Source organism: Embleya sp. NPDC050493, from assembly GCF_044458105.1.
Classification (GTDB): Bacteria; Actinomycetota; Actinomycetes; order Streptomycetales; family Streptomycetaceae; genus Embleya.
This window is the reverse complement of sequence record NZ_JBITHP010000034.1, coordinates 81,154-97,270: the sequence shown is the minus strand read 5'-3', so window position 1 is coordinate 97,270 and position 16,117 is coordinate 81,154. Positions and strand designations below refer to the sequence as shown.

At 72.4% G+C, this 16,117-nt stretch carries 8 protein-coding genes; 2 read left to right on the top strand and 6 right to left on the bottom strand.

Annotation, left to right across the window (positions count from 1 at the left end; translation table 11 throughout):
• Nucleotides 1–280 precede the first annotated feature (280 nt).
• A complete protein-coding gene (hutH, locus tag ACIBM5_RS40725) occupies nucleotides 281–1,954 on the top strand; it encodes a histidine ammonia-lyase (RefSeq protein ID WP_396011733.1) in 1,674 nt (557 codons plus the stop codon).
• Between the two features lie 542 nt (nucleotides 1,955–2,496).
• Complete coding sequence (locus ACIBM5_RS40720) at nucleotides 2,497–4,821, top strand: HelD family protein (protein WP_396011735.1); 2,325 nt, start codon at nucleotides 2,497–2,499, stop codon at nucleotides 4,819–4,821.
• A gap of 225 nt (nucleotides 4,822–5,046) precedes the next feature.
• On the opposite strand, the gene fxsT is transcribed toward ACIBM5_RS40720, so the two are convergent.
• From fxsT to ACIBM5_RS40690, 6 genes are all read right to left on the bottom strand, one after another.
• Nucleotides 5,047–9,039: an FxSxx-COOH system tetratricopeptide repeat protein gene (gene fxsT / locus ACIBM5_RS40715; protein WP_396011732.1), complete on the bottom strand. Its 3,993-nt coding sequence runs from the start codon at nucleotides 9,037–9,039 to the stop codon at nucleotides 5,047–5,049.
• Nucleotides 9,036–10,238, bottom strand: coding sequence for an FxsC protein (gene fsxC / locus ACIBM5_RS40710; protein WP_396011731.1), 1,203 nt, complete (start codon nucleotides 10,236–10,238; stop codon nucleotides 9,036–9,038). The genes fxsT and fsxC overlap by 4 nt, the downstream gene beginning before the upstream one ends.
• A 33-nt stretch (nucleotides 10,239–10,271) precedes the next feature.
• A complete protein-coding gene (locus ACIBM5_RS40705; RefSeq protein ID WP_396011730.1) occupies nucleotides 10,272–12,401 on the bottom strand; it encodes an AAC(3) family N-acetyltransferase in 2,130 nt (709 codons plus the stop codon).
• A complete protein-coding gene (locus ACIBM5_RS40700; protein ID WP_396011729.1) occupies nucleotides 12,398–13,546 on the bottom strand; it encodes an FxsB family cyclophane-forming radical SAM/SPASM peptide maturase in 1,149 nt (382 codons plus the stop codon). The genes ACIBM5_RS40705 and ACIBM5_RS40700 overlap by 4 nt, the downstream gene beginning before the upstream one ends.
• Before the next feature lie 42 nt (nucleotides 13,547–13,588).
• Nucleotides 13,589–13,801 carry an FxSxx-COOH cyclophane-containing RiPP peptide gene (fxsA, locus tag ACIBM5_RS40695; RefSeq protein WP_396011728.1) on the bottom strand — a complete coding sequence of 71 codons (213 nt, stop codon included), beginning with the start codon at nucleotides 13,799–13,801 and terminating at the stop codon, nucleotides 13,589–13,591.
• Nucleotides 13,802–13,903: 102 nt separating this feature from the next.
• Nucleotides 13,904–16,072, bottom strand: a complete 2,169-nt coding sequence (locus ACIBM5_RS40690) for a tetratricopeptide repeat protein (protein ID WP_396011727.1) — start codon at nucleotides 16,070–16,072, stop codon at nucleotides 13,904–13,906.
• Nucleotides 16,073–16,117 lie beyond the last annotated feature (45 nt).

Here is a 16,117-nt window from a genome sequence, read left to right as displayed (position 1 = left end):
TTTTGCGGGGGGGGGGCGAGACGCGCGCTGCGCGGAGCCCGCGGGCGGGCGGGGGGGCGGCGCCGCCGCCCGACGTCCTCGGCCGTCCGTGCCCACCCCGGACGACCCGGCCCATACGATGCGATCGGTCCTGAATGTCACTGTTCATCCGACTATTCAAGTATCCCGGTGATCGGTCGATGGCCATGACGTGAATGTATTTCTCTCTCTCCGCCGTGCGGCATCCCGGCCCGACGCGGCGGCCTCCCGCCGGCGCTCGGGCCCCGCGCGGCGCCGACGGTTGACCGGAGTCGTCCTGGCCGTCGCCGTGTCCTCGGCCCTGGTGACCGGCTCGGCCGGCCCCGCGCCCCGGCACGCCGCGCAAGCGGTCGCACCCGCGGCCGGCAAGAAGGCGACCGGCATCACCCTCGACGGGGACCACCTGACGGTGGCCCAGATGCGGGCGGTGCTGCACGGCAACGCCGGACCGGTGCGACTGGCGCCGGCCGCCGCCGACCGCATGCGCGCGGCTCGCGAGGGTGGGTTGCTCGCGCTCAGCCGCGGCCAACGCGTGTACGGCTGGAACCAGGCACTGGGTCCGCTCAAGGACCGCCCCCTCACCGACGCCGAGCAGCGCGACTTCCAACGCCGGGTTTTGCGCTCGCACGCGGCCGGCACCGGCGAGGAAGTCCCGCCCGGCGTCGCTCGGTTGGCGCTGGTGCTGCGGGCGAACGCGATGGCCCGGGCCCGGATGGGGGTGCGGCCCGAGATGGTCGAACGCATGCTGGCGCTGGTCAACGCGGGCGTGACCCCGGTGATGCCCTCGATCGGATCCCTGGGCACCGGGGACCTCCAGCCGATGGCCGCCGCGGGGCTCGTGCTCACCGGCGACGCGGGCACGGCCCGGCTGCGCGAGGGGCCCGCACGCGGGGCGGCCGAGATCCTGCGCCAGGCCGGTCTGCCGGTCGAGTTCCCCTTGGAGGCGGGCGAGACGCTGCCGCTGATCAGCGGCAGCGGTGTGCTGACGGCCCGCTACACGGCGTCGGTCGACCGGGCCGAACGGTTCCTGGACCAATTCCGCGGCGCGTTCGCCCTGTTCCTGGAGGCCACGCGCGCCGAGGCCGGTTCCCTGGACGAGCGCACCCACGCCGAACGCCGCATCCCGGCCCAGGAGCACGAGGCCGCCCGGCTGCGCGAACTCACCGCGGACAGCGCCTGGATGACCGAACAGGGCCGGGAGAGGTACGGCGAGGAGTCCCCCCGCGTGCAGGACGCGGTCTCGGTCCGCGCCGCCCCGCACATCACCGCGACCGCCCGCCAGACACTGGACGAGGCCCAGACCATCATCACCCGCGAGGCCAACGCCTCGACGTCCAACCCACTCCTGTTCGAACGCCCGGATCACACCTGGGAGTTCGTGATGGGAGGCAACTGGGACGGCGCCCGGATCGGGCACGCGATCGACACCCTCAACGCCCAGATCACCGATGTCGCCGTACTCTCCCACGAGTTGTCCGGTCGCCTGATCGCCTCCAAGTGGAGCTACGGACTGCCCGACAACCTCGCCGGCCCGCCGGTCGGCCTCAACTCCGGCCTGGTGCAGGTACAGACCGTGGGCGCGGCCCTGATCCCCGAGATGCAGACCCGCGCCATGCCGGCCGGAGTGCTCTCGCGCCCGGAGAAGTTCGGGCAGGAGGACCACAACACGATGGCCATGGCCTCGGTGCGCAACCTCGACGACAACCTCTCCCGCGCCGAGATCGTGCTCGCGGTGCAATTCCTGCTCGCCGCCCAGGGCATCGACCTCGCCCGACCCACCATGGGCGACCTGCCCCTGGCCAAGGCCACCGACACGCTCCACCACCGACTCCGCGAACGGGTCCCCGCCCTCGGGGACGACCGCTGGCTGACCCCGGACGTCGACGCCGCCATCGACATGGTCACCCACGGCGCCCTGCGCCCCGACGGATCCTGAGCCCGCCCGCCCGGGCCGACGGCCCGGGCGGCACTTCCGACCCCGGCCGGCCGCCGGGTCCGGCTCGGCGACGGGATCCGAGCCCGCGGATCACGACCCCGAGGATGTCTGCCGGGTGTCCGGATCCGCGGCCCGTCCGCCCGCGACGACGACAACGGGCCCCCGCCTGCCCCCGGCTACCTGCATCGGCCGAGTACGTCGAGACCAATTGGACCGACGTGCGCCCGCGCGGTCCGGCCGGATCGATGGACGCGACGACCGGCCGAGCCGGGCGCCCGCGGTTATTCGCGGGCAATTCGCTCGCGGCCCGCAAGCGAGGCGATTCCATTGTCGGAACAAGGACGCGGAGAGGTAGGGACGCGCTGGGCAACGACGCGAGAGACAACGAGAAAACCCCGAGCGTCGAGACGCTCGGGGTTTCTTGACATCCGGGGTTTTACACGAGGTATATTGGATGGTTCTGAATACCGGTGATTCACGGTATTCGGGAAGCTGAATGACGACATTGTATCCGGCCGGGAGTCGAATTGTCAAACGCCGAATTGCGACACGAGCAGGAATTCGTCGATGTGTTGTACGCACGCCTCGCGGAGCTGCGTGCCCAGACGGAGGCCGCCGTGACGAGCGCGCTCGGGCGCGAGCACGACGGCACCCGGCAGGCGCGCGTCGAGCGGGACATCGCGGTGTTCGAGCACTCGGGTCTGCTCGCGGCATTCGACGCCGGCGCGAACGGCCTGTGCTTCGGGCGATTGTTGTTCCGCGACGGCGCCGACCACCACATCGGCAGGATCGGTATCCGCCGCGACGACGCCGAGCACACCCCGATGGTGATCGACTGGCGCGCCGACCTCGCCCGGCCGTTCTACCTGGCGACCGGCCACACCCCGATGGGTCTGCGGCGCCGGCGGCACATCACCACCTCCGGGCAGCGGGTCACCGGGCTGCACGACGAGATCCTCGACCTCACCGACGACACCCGCACCGGCTTCGAGGGCTCGGACGCCGACGCGGTCCTGCTCGCGTCGCTCGACGCGGCGCGCACCGGGCGCATGCACGACATCGTGCAGACCATCCAGGCCGAGCAGGACCGGATCATCCGTGCGCCACACCGCGGCGTGCTCGTGGTCGAGGGCGGCCCGGGCACCGGCAAGACGGTCGTCGCCCTGCACCGCGCGGCATACCTGCTGTACGCCAACCGCGAGCACCTGACCCGCCGCGTCGTGCTCGTGGTCGGCCCCAACCCCGCCTTCCTCGGCTACATCGAGGACGTCCTGCCCTCGCTCGGCGAGACGGGCGTGCAGTTCGCCACGCCCGGCGAGCTGTTCCCGGGGGTCACCGCGACCGCCGTGGACACCCCGGAGGCCGCCGAGGTCAAGGGCCGGGCCGCGATGGCCGAGGTGCTGGGCCGCTTCGTGGCCGACCAACAGACGGTGCCAAAGACGCCGTTGGTGATCGGGCACGACGACGGCGACCTGTTCCTCGACGCGGACATCGCGAAGGCCGCCCGAAGCAGGGCGCGGGCAACGCTGTTGCCGCACAACCTCGCCCGGGCGGCGTTCGCGTCGCGCGTGATCGACGGCCTTACCGAGCAGCTGGTCGACCGGCTCGGTGCGGACCCGTTCGGCGGGCCGAACTTCCTCGGCCCGGGCGAGATCGCGCAGTTGGCGATGTCGGTCGCCGAGAGCCCGGCCGTGCAGGCGGCCGTCGACGAGTTGTGGCCGCGCCTCACTCCGCAGGGCCTGGTCGCGGACTACCTTGCCGAACCGGTGTACCTGTCCGAGGAGGACGCGGCAGCGGTCCGGCGTCCGGCGGTGTACGACCCGGTCTTCGGAACTTGGACGAGCGACGAATGGACGGTGGCCGACGTGCCGTTGCTCGACGAGGCCGCCGAACTCCTGGGTGAGGACGACTCGTTGGCGCGGGCTGCGGCGGCGGCCGAGCGGCGCCGGCAGATCGCGTACGCGCAGGGCGTGCTCGATCTGTCGTACGGCTCACGCACGCAGGAGTTCGAGGACCGCGACGACGAGGAGTCCGAGGTGCTGAGCGCCCACGACCTCGTGGACGCCGAGCGCCTCGCGGAACGTCAGGAGGAACTCGACCACCGCACCTCCGCCGAGCGCGCGGCGGCGGACCGCACCTGGGCGTACGGCCACATCGTGGTCGACGAGGCCCAGGAACTGTCCGCGATGGCCTGGCGGTTGCTGATGCGGCGCAGCCCCACCCGGTCGATGACCCTGGTCGGCGACCCCGTGCAGACCTCGGAGCCGGGCGGGTGCGGGTCGTGGGAACGCATCCTGGTGCCGTATGTCGAGGGCCGCTGGGAACGGGTCCGGCTGGGCGTGAACTACCGTACGCCTACCGAGATCATGGACGTCGCGGCCGACGTCGTGCGGGCCGCCCACCCGGGGTTCGAGCCGCCGAAGTCGGTGCGCTCGACCGGCGTGAAGCCGTGGTCGCTCCACACCGCGGACCTGCCGGCGGCCGTGGCATGGGCGGTCGCTCACGAGGGGGTCGCCGACCCGGCGGCCGCCCGGGAGTCGGGCACGCGGGAAGGCACCGGCGGCGAGCCGGGCACTCCGGTCGACGGGCGGCTCGCCGTGATCGCGCCGCGCGAGCTGATCGATGCGGTGGCGGCCGCGGTTCCGCACGCCGAACGAGGCGTCGCGCCGGACCTCACCCGGCCGTTGGTGCTGCTGGACCCCAAGCAGGCCAAGGGGCTGGAGTTCGACGCCGTGATCGTGGTGGAGCCGGCCGCGTTCGCGCTTGCCGACCTGTATGTGGCGCTGACCCGGGCGACGCAGCGACTCGGCGTCGTGCACACCCGCGACCTGCCATCGGGCCTCACCGGCCTCGCCCCGGCGGGGTGACGGGGGCGGTCCCGGCGGAGGGCCCCGGGGCGCTTCGGGCGAGGTACCGGAGCGGCCCCCTCGACGTACCCCCGCCCGGCCTGCTCCCGCCGCGGTGACCGGGGGCAGGCCGGGCGGGGTGACCGGGGCGGCGGGCGAAGCCCATCCCGCTCGCGTGCGCGCCGCGCCCGTCGGCCCCCGTCCGGGCGCGGCCACGCCGTTCCGCGCCCGCGCCCGCGCGGGTGGTCAGATCGGGGGAATCTCCACGTCGAAGTTGATCCGGCGCCCCCGGAGCATCTGCCGGTACGTGGGGTGTCGGCTGCCCGAATGAGACTCGACGCGTGCCATCGCCTCGCTGACCTCGCGTTCGGCTCCCGGAGCTCCGGACAGTCGGCGCTCCAGCGCCGCGTTGTAGGCGGAGCACAGCACCCGCGGGGGATGGTCGGGAGCGAAGACCCGGCGGAATCCCGCGTTGGCGACGGCGTCCTCGGCCGCCGCCTCTTCGTGCCGGCCCAGCACCGAGAGAGCGCCCGCACGCGTGGTCCGGCAGGCCAGCGTCATCGGGTGGTCCGCGCCCAGGGCGTCCTCCATCGCGACCAGCGTCACCGTGCTCGACCGGAGCGCGAGGGCGGCTTCGCCGTACAGCGTGTTGAAGATGGCCAGGTTGGTGGCGCAGGCGAGCGAGAACGGATGCGTGTCCCCGAGCCGATCGCGGTACCGCTGGTAGGTCTCCGTCGCGATGTCCACCGCCTCCGCGTAGTTGGCCGGGTGTTCGCGCCCCAGCGTGGCCAGATCGCACGCATATCCGATCGCGCACGCCAGCGTGTCCGGATGCAGTTCGCCGAATCGGCTGCGCAGCGTGGTCAGGATGTTCCGGCTCAGCGTCAAGGCGGCTTCGGCATCGCCCATCCGCCGGTGCGTCACGGTCAGGAACCGGTCCGTGACCAGGACCACGTCCCCGCTCTCGCCCTCCTTGGCGACCTGCCGTTCGCGCGTGTCCAGCAACAGGCTCAGCGATCCCTGGTAGTCGCCGGTCTCCCGGCGGTCCAGCGCCAACCGGTTCGCCGAGTGCCAGGTCGCCGGGTGGTTGTCGCCGAAGATCTGCCGGCGGCGACGATAGTTCTCCTCGTTGAGGCGCAGGGATTCCATCGGGCGCCCCACGAGGCTGAGCGAGATGCTCAGGTTGTTCGCGGCGCGCAGGGTGTCCGGGTCGTTCGGGCCGAACGCGCGCTTGCTCAGTTCGTAGGTGCTCTGTTCCTGCTCGAAGGATTCCCGGTACCGGCCCAGGGCGCGCAGGTCGGCGCCGTAGTTGCGGGCCGTGACCAGGATGTGGCGTTGGTTCGGCTCGACCAGCAGGCGCTGTTTGCCCAGGGTGTCCCTGTCCCGGTCGTGTGCCTCCTGGTAACGGCCCAGCGAGCGCAGCGGGTTCGCGACCTGCGCGGCGAGCCGCAGGGTATCCGCGTCGTCGGGAACGATCCGTTCCCGCCATCGGGTCAGCACCTCGTCGCCGAGATCGACCGCCGCCTCGTGGTCGCCGGTGCGCCACATGTGCCGGACCTGACCCACGATCCATTCGCGCACGGCGGGAGCGGCGCTGTCGATCGCTCCGGAGACCTGTAGGTGTGGCAACAACTCGGCGTATTGCGCGCGCACTTCGGCGCTGCCCTCGTTCACCCCGGTCATCGGGCGGGCCGCGGCCAGCGCCTCGTGCACCAGGTGCCGGGTCGCCTCGTACGTCTCGGCGTCCTCGGCCAGCCACTCCCGCACCGCGGCCTGGAGGAGCCGGTGGACCTGCACCGTCTCGCGTTCCACCCGGGCCAACGCGTAGTGGCCGAGGTCGCGGATCAGGTCGCCGAGCACCATCGGGTCCCGCACCGCCGGTTCCAGCTCCGCCAGGTGGCTGCCGACCACGTTGCCGTACAGCAGTCGGGTGGCGATCGGCTCGGGCGACAGGAACGCGCACAGTTCCAGCAGGCGTGCGGCGGCGGGCCGTTCGGCCTTCAGGCGGTTCACCGAGAGCCGCCAGATCGCGGTCAGTGGGGTGCCGTCGGAGGACGTCGTGCCCTCTCCCATGTTCCCGACCACGGCCAGGGTGCGGCCCACCTGGCCGCGGACCTGCTCCAGGTAGGTGTCGACCGGCATGCCGGTCTGCCGCAACCAGGCCGCGGCCTGCTCGACGGCCAACGGAAGGTCGCCGAGTTCGGCGGCCACCGCGGACGCGTCGTGTACGGACAGGTTCCCGACCCGCCGCCGGAGCAGTGCGATGCTCTCCGGGCGGGAGAAGACGTCGACCTGGAAGGGCTCCGATTCGTCTCGGGCCGCCGCGTCGCGGGAGGTGATGATCACATGTCCCGGGCCCCGGGCCGGCAGGTAGCGGCGCAGCCCCTCGGGATTCTCCTCGCTGTCCGCGTTGTCATAGACCAGCAACCACGGCCCGTTGGCGTCGCTCTCCAGCGCGATCAACGCGGCCTGGCTGCGTTCCGCGACGTTCGAACCCGGCACGTGCAGGTGGTCACCCAACTCCGCCAGGGCCGGCGGGATCCGACTGTGCTGGTTGGCGCCGATCCACCAGATCACGTCGTACTGCGCGCCGTAGCGGTGCACGTACTCCAACGCGATCTGGGTCTTGCCGATGCCGCCGAGGCCGTAGACCAGCGCGACGCCGGGAGGGCTCGTGCCTTCGAGGGGGTGGGCGCCCAGCAGGCCGCGAAGGTTTTCCAGGAGTTCGTCGCGACCGGTGAAGACGCCGTAGCGCGGTTGGGCGTTGCACACCCTCGCCTCCCGTCCCGGGAACCTGGGGTCGGGCGACACCGGCGTATCGGGCGGGGTCAGGGCGAAGGCGCCCAGGATCACCGCACGCGCCTCCTCCGCCCCGAGGTTGTTCAGCGCCACCAGCGTCGCGCCGGGCAGGTTGAGCAACACCGGTTCGTCGAGCACGGGTTCCAGCGGCTGCACGCTGATCACCCGCGGCGCGTCGGGCCTGGTGTCGGCGGCGAGTTGCAGCACCTCCCGGGCGAGCGGAGTGAGCGCGAACTCGTGCGACAACAACGCGATCACCACGTCCGGCGCGCCGCCGGCCGCGGTGGATCCCGCCGGCATCGGCGGCGGTTCGACCGCGACGCCGGCGGCCCGCAGCGTGACCGTCATCCCGACGGCGCGCAACTGCACGGCGATCCACTTCGCCCACATCCGGTCCCGCTGCGCGTACTCGATGCGGACCCGGGCGGAGACCGCCTCGGCCTCGTGCGGGCGGACCCGTTCGAACCGGGCCAGCAGCGTGCGTCGTTGCTCCTCCGGGATCGCCACGAGCGAGCCGACCCGACCGCGGCTGATCACCGAGGTCAGGCGTTCGTACGCGGCCAGCAGGCTGGTGTCCTGGCGCGGGCGGTCCCCGATGGTGGCCAGGATCTCCTCGTAGGAGTAGAAGGGCTTGTACGGAATCTCCACGTCCGCCCAGTACTTCTCCCGCCCTGCGGCGGAGAGGTGGGCCAGGAAGGGCTCGAACCTGCGGCGGGCGTAGTCCCGGCTGACCTCCAGCTTGATCATTTCCGAGTAGTCGACCCGCATCGGCACAGGCAGGATGCGCACCCGGGGGGCAGCGTGTTGCACGTCCCGGGCCACGCTCGCCGCACCGTCGACGGCCTGGGTGCTGAGCGTGAAGCAGTTCACCAGCACGTCGGGGAGCAGCAGGGTCGTGATCCCCGAGGTGTCGCTGAAGCCGGTGCGACTGTCGATCAGGACGTAGTCGTAGTGCTCACGGATGTCCGCACCCAGCGCGAGCAACAGCTCCTTGCCGTCCCGCCGTTCGTAGAAGCCGCGCCAGTCGTAGGTGTTGACCGTCTCGGAGTACTCCGGTGTGCGCTTGCCCGAGGAGACGAAGTCGATGTAGCCGCCGTCGGCGAAGTTCCACCGCAGCGAGGACGCGTAGCGGTCGACCCGGGCGTACTCGCGAAGGTGTTCGGGCGCCGGTTTGGGTTCGAGCATGTCGAAGGTGCGCACCAGGTCGATCACGCCGGGCGTGGAGTCGAGGCCGCGGTCGCCCAGGAACGGACCGAAGTACGGGTGCAGGCCGGGGGCTTCGAGGTCCCAGTCCATGGTCAGCACACGCAGGCCGTTCCCGGCCAGGATCCACGCGACGTTGGCCAGCGCCATGGTCCGCCCGGTGCCGCCCTTGAAGGAGTAGAACGTCACCACGGTGCCGGGGGCCGAAGGTTCGGGGACGGCCGGGTCCTGGTTCACGAGGAGGAACCTCCAAGCAGGGGGAGCCTGTCGAAACTTCCGGTCGGCATGACGGGGGATCGTCGGTACGTGTCCGCCTTCATGGCGTCGTTCTGTGCCCGTGCCAGCGTCTCACGCAGGGCGCGAGTGAAGCGATCGCGATCGGGCACCGCCCAACAGCCGCTTTGTACCGGATACTTGCCGCGCAGTCGGGGCAGACATCGGTCCAGGGCCGCGTCGAGCACGTCCGCGTGGGCGGCGGACTCCGTGTCGTCGCGTGCTCTGGGCTCCAGCACGGCGGCCGAGACCACGGCGTCGTCGACGGATGTCAGCAGCGAACGCAGGGCCGCCGTCCGGGTGATCCAGGCGTCCAGGAGCAGCACGGTCAGCTGTCTCGGGTTCGGCCGCCGGTCGGTCAGCGCGGGCAGGGTCTCGTCGAGGAGCTGCACGGTCGAGGTGAACTCCAATTCGCCCGCGGTCTCCCGGGCGAGCGCGACCAGGGACCCCGTCTCGGTGGGATCGTAGGGCGCCCAGTCGAGCGGATCGGCTCCGTAGAACCTTCGATTCGTGCGCTCGGCCGGGAGTTCGTCCACCCCCGGGGCGGACAGCACGAAATCCACCGTGTGGTGCGGCGCGGCGACCGGAACCGGCCGAGCCCGCCCGTTGAGGCCGTGGCCCGGCGGCGCGACCCGGGCGCGGGGGGAGCTCGACGGGGACAGCAGGCGGTCGGCGACGGCGTGCAGGACCTCCTCGTACTCCCGGTGGTAGCGCGGCTTGAACCGCAGCAGGTGCAGCAGTCCCTCCTGCTCGTAGGTCGGCGACGAGACCCGGATCTCGGCGGGCCAGTCCCCGCTCGGTGCGATCCGCTCCACGCCCGGCGGCATCGGGGTCCAGATGATCGGGACGATCACGTCCATCGAACGTTTGGTGCGCGACCAGTGCACCTCGGTTCGCTGTTGGAAGAAGGCCCACTCCCGGGTGCACTCCTCCCGGGTGAAGTAGCGCGACGAATGCAGTACGACCAGCTTGAGACAGCGGTCCATCAGGTCGGCGGACGGCGGGCCCGGGCGCCGGTCGGGCAGCACGCCCACCTGTTCCGTGGATCGTTCGGTGCGTTCGGCCACCACGAGCGACAGATCGCCGAAGAACTCGCGGACCCACAGATCGTCCGTCCTGCGGACGTGGCTCAGGTAGAAGTAGTGGCTCGGCGTGTCCCCCATGCGTCCCCCTTCACACATCACACGATTGCCGGATCAGCGATCCCGGCGGTGCTCCCGCAACCACGTCGTGGCGAAGCCGACGGCCTCGTCCAGTCGGAACAGCCTCGCCCGCCGCTGCCCGGCCGCGGCCACGCGCACCGCCCCGGTGCGTTCGAACGCCTCCCCCAGAGCCGCGAAGTCGTGATTGCTCAGCCGGGTGTCCACCGTGTCGACCCATCGTCGGTCGCCTCGGGCGTCGCGCACCAGGCTGCGGTACCCGGTCGTCGGCGGCTGCCCGACGCGGTACTCGGCCAGGTGGAAGGCGATGTTGGCGGCGAAGCCGACGTCCCACAACAGCACGTGCGCGCCGACCCGCTCCATGCGGCCCAGCGGTGAGCGTTCGCCATAGTGGCAGTCGGGCGCGTGGCCGCGCATCAGGGCCGTGGCGTGTGGCCCGATCCCCGCGAACGAGGTCCTGGGGTGGTCGCTGCGCACGGCTCCGGGCAGTCGGCGTACGTGCTCGGCCAGCGCGCCCATCCGGTGGCTCGGCGTGTGTGCGGGTTCGAACGGCGGCATCTCCGCGCGCAGTCCCGGCCACCAGTCGGCGGGGACCGGGCTGCGGCACGTGCGATGCCAGGTCGAAGGGTCGGTGTTGTCGCTGGTGGCCGTCGGTACCACCAGGGTTCCCCGCTCGCCCAACACCTCGCGCAGCGCCCCGATCAGCGTGTCGGGGCCGCCGTCGACGCGGCCGAGCGGGGTCGAGGGTGCGAGCACGAGCAGCACCGCTCCGCTCCCGAGCCCCAGGTCCGCCAGCGCCGCGGCCGTCTCGCGGGCCGGGTGCGCGACCCGGCGGCCGCGCACCACGCCGGGTCGCGGCGGGCCCATCGGGTCGACGCGGGCGCCGCGTGTGCGATCGGCGGCCTCCGCTGCCATGTGGTCGACGAATCGGCGTCCCAGCGCCGTCAGTTGCCGACAGTCGCCGAGTACCGCCAGCGCGGCGTCCACCTGGTCGCGGTAGCGTACGAACCGCCGTTCGGCGCGGGTTCGGGCGACCGGCGGCACCAGGTGTCGGTAGTGGCCCCACAGGCCGGTCAGCGCGAGGTGTGCGTAGGTGCCCTGGAGCACGGCCTCCAGCGGGCGCCGGTCCGGTCGCCAGCCCACGGTGTACCGCTGGGTCGCGCCCCATTCGTGCAGGTCCACCAGGTCCGTCAGGGCGCCCAGCGCGATGTGGCTCGTCTCGTGGACCAGTGCCTCCGCCAGCCGCACCGGATCGGCCGCCTCGGTGATCCCGATCGCGCCGTGCGCGTCGCGCACCGTGACGCTCATCGCCCGGCCGGACCGCGGCGCGAGCGGCACCACGCTGGTGCACAGGCTCGCGCAGATCCGGGCCCGATCCGGGAAGTGCTCGCACAGCACGGCCCAGGCGTGGCGCAGCGCAGTGTCCCACCGCGCGGCCCGTTCCGGGGTGAGCCGCGGCGCGATGTCCTCGCGGTGCGCGTCGCGATAGGGATCGCCGTCCTCCAGCACGACGCGCAGCACGGGACCGGCGTCGGGCGCGTGCGCGGTCACCACGCGGGTGGGTTGCCAGTACGGGAGCGCGCCCTCGGTCGTGCTCGCGCGCACGTCGCGGGCGGGGCCGGCGGTGTCCGTGATCGGCACGCGGGCGTGGCCGCCGGGGAAGTGGAGCACCCCGTCCTCGAATCGCACCGCGGCGGTGTCGGCGGGCACCCGCATGGAGCCGAGGGTGGGCAGGGACACGATCCCGGCGCGGACGGGCAGTTCCAGCCGCACGGGAAGTCCGGCGCGGGTGGCCGCGGCGGCGGCGACGGCGGTGAACCAGGCGAGTTCGTCCCGGATCCGGAAACCGGGCGACCTGCCGTGCAGCCCGCGCAGGCAGCGGGTGGCCCAGACGCCCAGGTGGGGATGCATCAGGACGGTCTCCAGGGCGCCCCGGTCGTGCCGGGTGACCTCGGTCAGCACCGCCTGTGCGTGCTCGGCCCCCGATTGCCGCCAGGGCGTGGGAAAGCGGGTTCGGGCCGTCCGGGCCAACGTGTGGATCAGGAGCAGCCGACGGCTGAGCTGACCGGTGCGCAGCGTGTGTAGGGCGCTGGGCCCGGGCCGGCCGCGGGCCAGGTCGTCGAAGTCCCGGGACGTCAGACGCACGCCGGCGAGTCCGGCGATCACGGCAGGCTCCGCAGGAGTTCACGGGTGTCGGCGCGAACCCGATCGCGGATGTGGCCGGTCAGCTTCTCCAAGTCGGCGCAGTAGACGGAGGGGTTCGCGAATCCCGAGGCCGGCAGGTAGCGGTGCGCGCGGATCCCACCGCCGCACAGCTTCATCACCTCACACGCGCGGCAGGCATCCGCCAGCCCCGCCTCGCCCAGGCGCCATTGCGCGATCTGCGGGTGTCGCGCGGCCGCGTCGAAGTCGTGCGCGAGGACGTTCAGGCCGGTGGCCGCCGCCCGGTCGTAGCTGGAGTGCAGCGAGTCGGCCTGCTCGATGGCCCCGTCGGTGGCCACCACGAGAAATCCGGGTACCGACAGGCCGACGGCCTCCGAACGCGAGGAGCCGCCCAGGCACACGGCCATGATGTCGTCGAACAGGCGCACGGACGTCTCGCGTACGGGGCTTTCGTACCAGCGGGTGAAGACCGCGAGCAGCCAGCGCGCGTAGGGCGTGCCGAGCGGGTCGTGGCCCGGGGGCGGGAATTGCCGGTTGGCGTGCGGGAGCAGGAAGTCGATCCGGGCGGGCTGGTGCGCGAGCAGCGCCTCGTAGGTGCGCACCGGATCGTTGGCGAGGTCGACCGTGCACAACAATCCCGCGTACAGACTGCGGTGTTCGGGGCGGCGCAGCAGCGCGATCCCGGCAATGGCCGCGGCGTGGCTGCCGGTACCGTCGCGCCGGCGCCGGTGCCGGTCGTTGGCGTCCGCGTCGCCGTCGAGGCTGACTCCGACGCGGATGCCGTGGCGATGGAACAGGGCCATCCACTCGGGGTCCACAAGCGTGCCGTTGGTCTGCACGGACAGCTTCAAGGCGGTCGCGGCGGGCAGGGCCGCTCGCAGTGTGCCGGCCAGTGTGTCGACCCGGTCCCGACCGGCCAGCAGCGGTTCGCCGCCGTGCAGGGCCACATGGACGACGGGCAACTCGTGGCGGTCGGCGTGCCGGGCGATGCGTTCCGCGAGTCGGCGCATGATCGGCGCGGACATCGCCCGCGGCCGGCTGCGCCAGGACGTGTCCCGTGCCTCGTAGACGTAGCAGTGATCGCACGCGAGGTTGCAGCGGCTGTGCAGCTTGACCACGAATTGGCGAAAGGGCGGCGGCTGCGTCATCGTGCCCCTCGGGGACCCGAGTCGGGGCGCCTGGGCATCGTTTCAGTCCTCGAACGCCGAATCGAAGGCGCAGAAGACGGATTCGTCGCTCAGCGCGTCCCGCAACACCCGCCGCAGTGCCGAGGCCAACGCCGTGTCCGGCAGGGCGTCCAGGTCGCCCGGCGTGAGGTCGGAGAGATCGAGTACGTCCGAACGCACGTCGTCCGCCGCCGCCCCGGTCTGCGTACCCGTCGGCGGTTCTTCGACAGGGGACACGCGGCCAGACCTCCGTCCACGTGGCGGCCGACAACGTCGGACCCTGCCGAAATACCGGGTCGATGAACTGCGTTGCCCAGCCTAGCCGATTGTCGACGTCGTTCAGGCGGAGTCGCGGCCATAGCGCTCGACGAAGATGTCTTGTGCGTGCAGTGTGCCCGGGTCCGCTGCGCCCAGGTGGGTCCGGTGCAGTTCGAGCGCGTCGACGAACAGGGGGCGGGCGGCCGCGAGCCCGTGCGCGCCCGCGGTCGCGAGGGCCAGGTCGAGCGCGGTGCGCAGGGTGTCCGGATGGCCCGCGCCCAGCAACGCCTGCTGCCGCCGCAACACTTCCTCGTACAGCGGCAGGGACGCGCGCGGATCGGGCGACTCGTCCGTGACGACCGCCAGGTTGTGCATGGTCTGCAGGGTCGCCCGGTGATCGGAACCCAGGGTGGCACGCTGGCGATCGAGCACCCGGGACAGGATGGGCAGCGCGACCGAGGGGCCCTCCAGCGCCCGAACGACCATGGCCAGGGCATGCCAGGTCTCCAGCGCCGCCGGGTGATCGCGTTCGAACGCACGCTCCTGCCGCGCCAGTACGTCCTCCAGCCGGGCGCGCGCCGCCTCCGGGCCCTCCGACTGCCAACTCGACAGCGCCAGCCGGTGCAGGGTCGCGAGCGTGGAGGGATGGTCGGCGCCGAGCACGCGTTCCCGGTCCTCGTGCACTCGCTCCAGCGCCGCCGCGGCGGCCTCGGCGTCACCGAGCTCGTGGATCACCAGGCAGCGGTTGTGTCGGGTGCCCAGGGTCGAGGGATGGTCGGATCCCAGCACCCGGCGTTGCCGCTCCAGTACCTCGTCGAGCAACCGCAGGGCCGCCGCGGGCCCTTCCAGCCAGTCGAGGACCAGGGCGAGCCCGTGCCGGGCCCCGAGCGTGTCGGGGTGGTCCCGGCCCAGGTTGTGTTCGCGCGCCTCGGCGACGTCCAGGAACAGGCGTCTGGCCTGTTCCGGTGCGGTGTCCGTGCACAGGACCGCGAGCAGGTGCAGGCTCTCCAGGGTGCCCGGATGCTCTGCGCCCAGGGCCCGCGCGCCGTCCGCCGCGACCGCCTCGGCGAGCCGGACGGCCTCGGCCTGGTCGCCCGCCGCCCAGGTGAGCGCGGCGAGCGAGCGCCGCAGGGCCAGGACGGTGGGGTGGTCCGGGCGCATGCCCCCGGCCGCCCGCTCGACGAGCTCCACGAGCGACGCACGGGCCTGCCGCACCTCGCCGGTGTCCCCGACGGCCAGCGCGTACGCCCCTTCGGTCTCGAAGGTCGCGGCGTCGTCCGCACCGAACACCGCCCGGAAATCGGGCACCAGATCGGCCAGCATGTCGCGGGCGGAGAACCAGTCGCCGCGTGACCTGGCGACCATGGCCCCGCCGCGCCGCGCGGACAGCACGATCCGGTCCCGGGCGCCGTATCGGGCGGTGTCGGTGCGGATCAGCCGGGCGTACTCGGCTCGGGCGTCCTGCAACCACCCGCAGCGCCAGGTGAGTTCCGCGCGGAGCAGGCCGGCCCGGCGGGTCAGCGGGTGCTCCTCGCCCAGTGCCCGGGCACAGTCGTCGAGGACGTTGCCGGTCAGGTGCAGGGCCGCGGCCGGTGCGCGCACGTGTCGGGCGAACAGCGCCACCGCGTAGCGGGCGGCCAGGCTGGTCGGATGGTTCGGGCCCAGTTCGGCGCGCGCCCGCCGTTCGAGGAGTTCGGCGCTCGTGCAGGCGAGTTGCGGTGCGCCGACCTCCTCCGCCAAGCCGATGATCACGAACAGCTTGCCCAGGTGTTCCGGTTCACCGGTCGGACCGAAGCCCAGTTCCGTCCAGGGCACTCCGAGCAGCGAACCGTCGAGCGGGGTCCGGTCCCACGCACCCGCCGGCTCGGTGGCGACCGGCGCATCCGGCCGTCGTGGCAATCGCCCGCGCGGTGCGGAGGCGTCGATGAGCGACTGCCAGCCCCGTTCCCACCACACCAGGTCGTCCAGCGGTGGCTCCACCGGCAGTTCGCCCTGACGAGCGTGGCGCAGGAGGCAGATCAGGACCGACCGTACCGGGTCCCACTGGGTACCCACGGGGGTGTTGCGGTTGTCCATGTAGTTCTGGGCCGTGCTGTGCGAGAAGGGCCGCATCGGCACCGACGGATTCGCGGCCGACCGCTCGGAGGATTCGGCCAGGGATCGAAATGTCGGGTCGCCCGCCATCGCCCGCAGCCGGCGCAACGACGCGCGGAACTCCGTCCACGATTGCGGCATCCTCGCCTCGGTCACGCTCGCCCCCTCGCGCACTGCGCGTCGGGCCCGCGACCGCAGCTG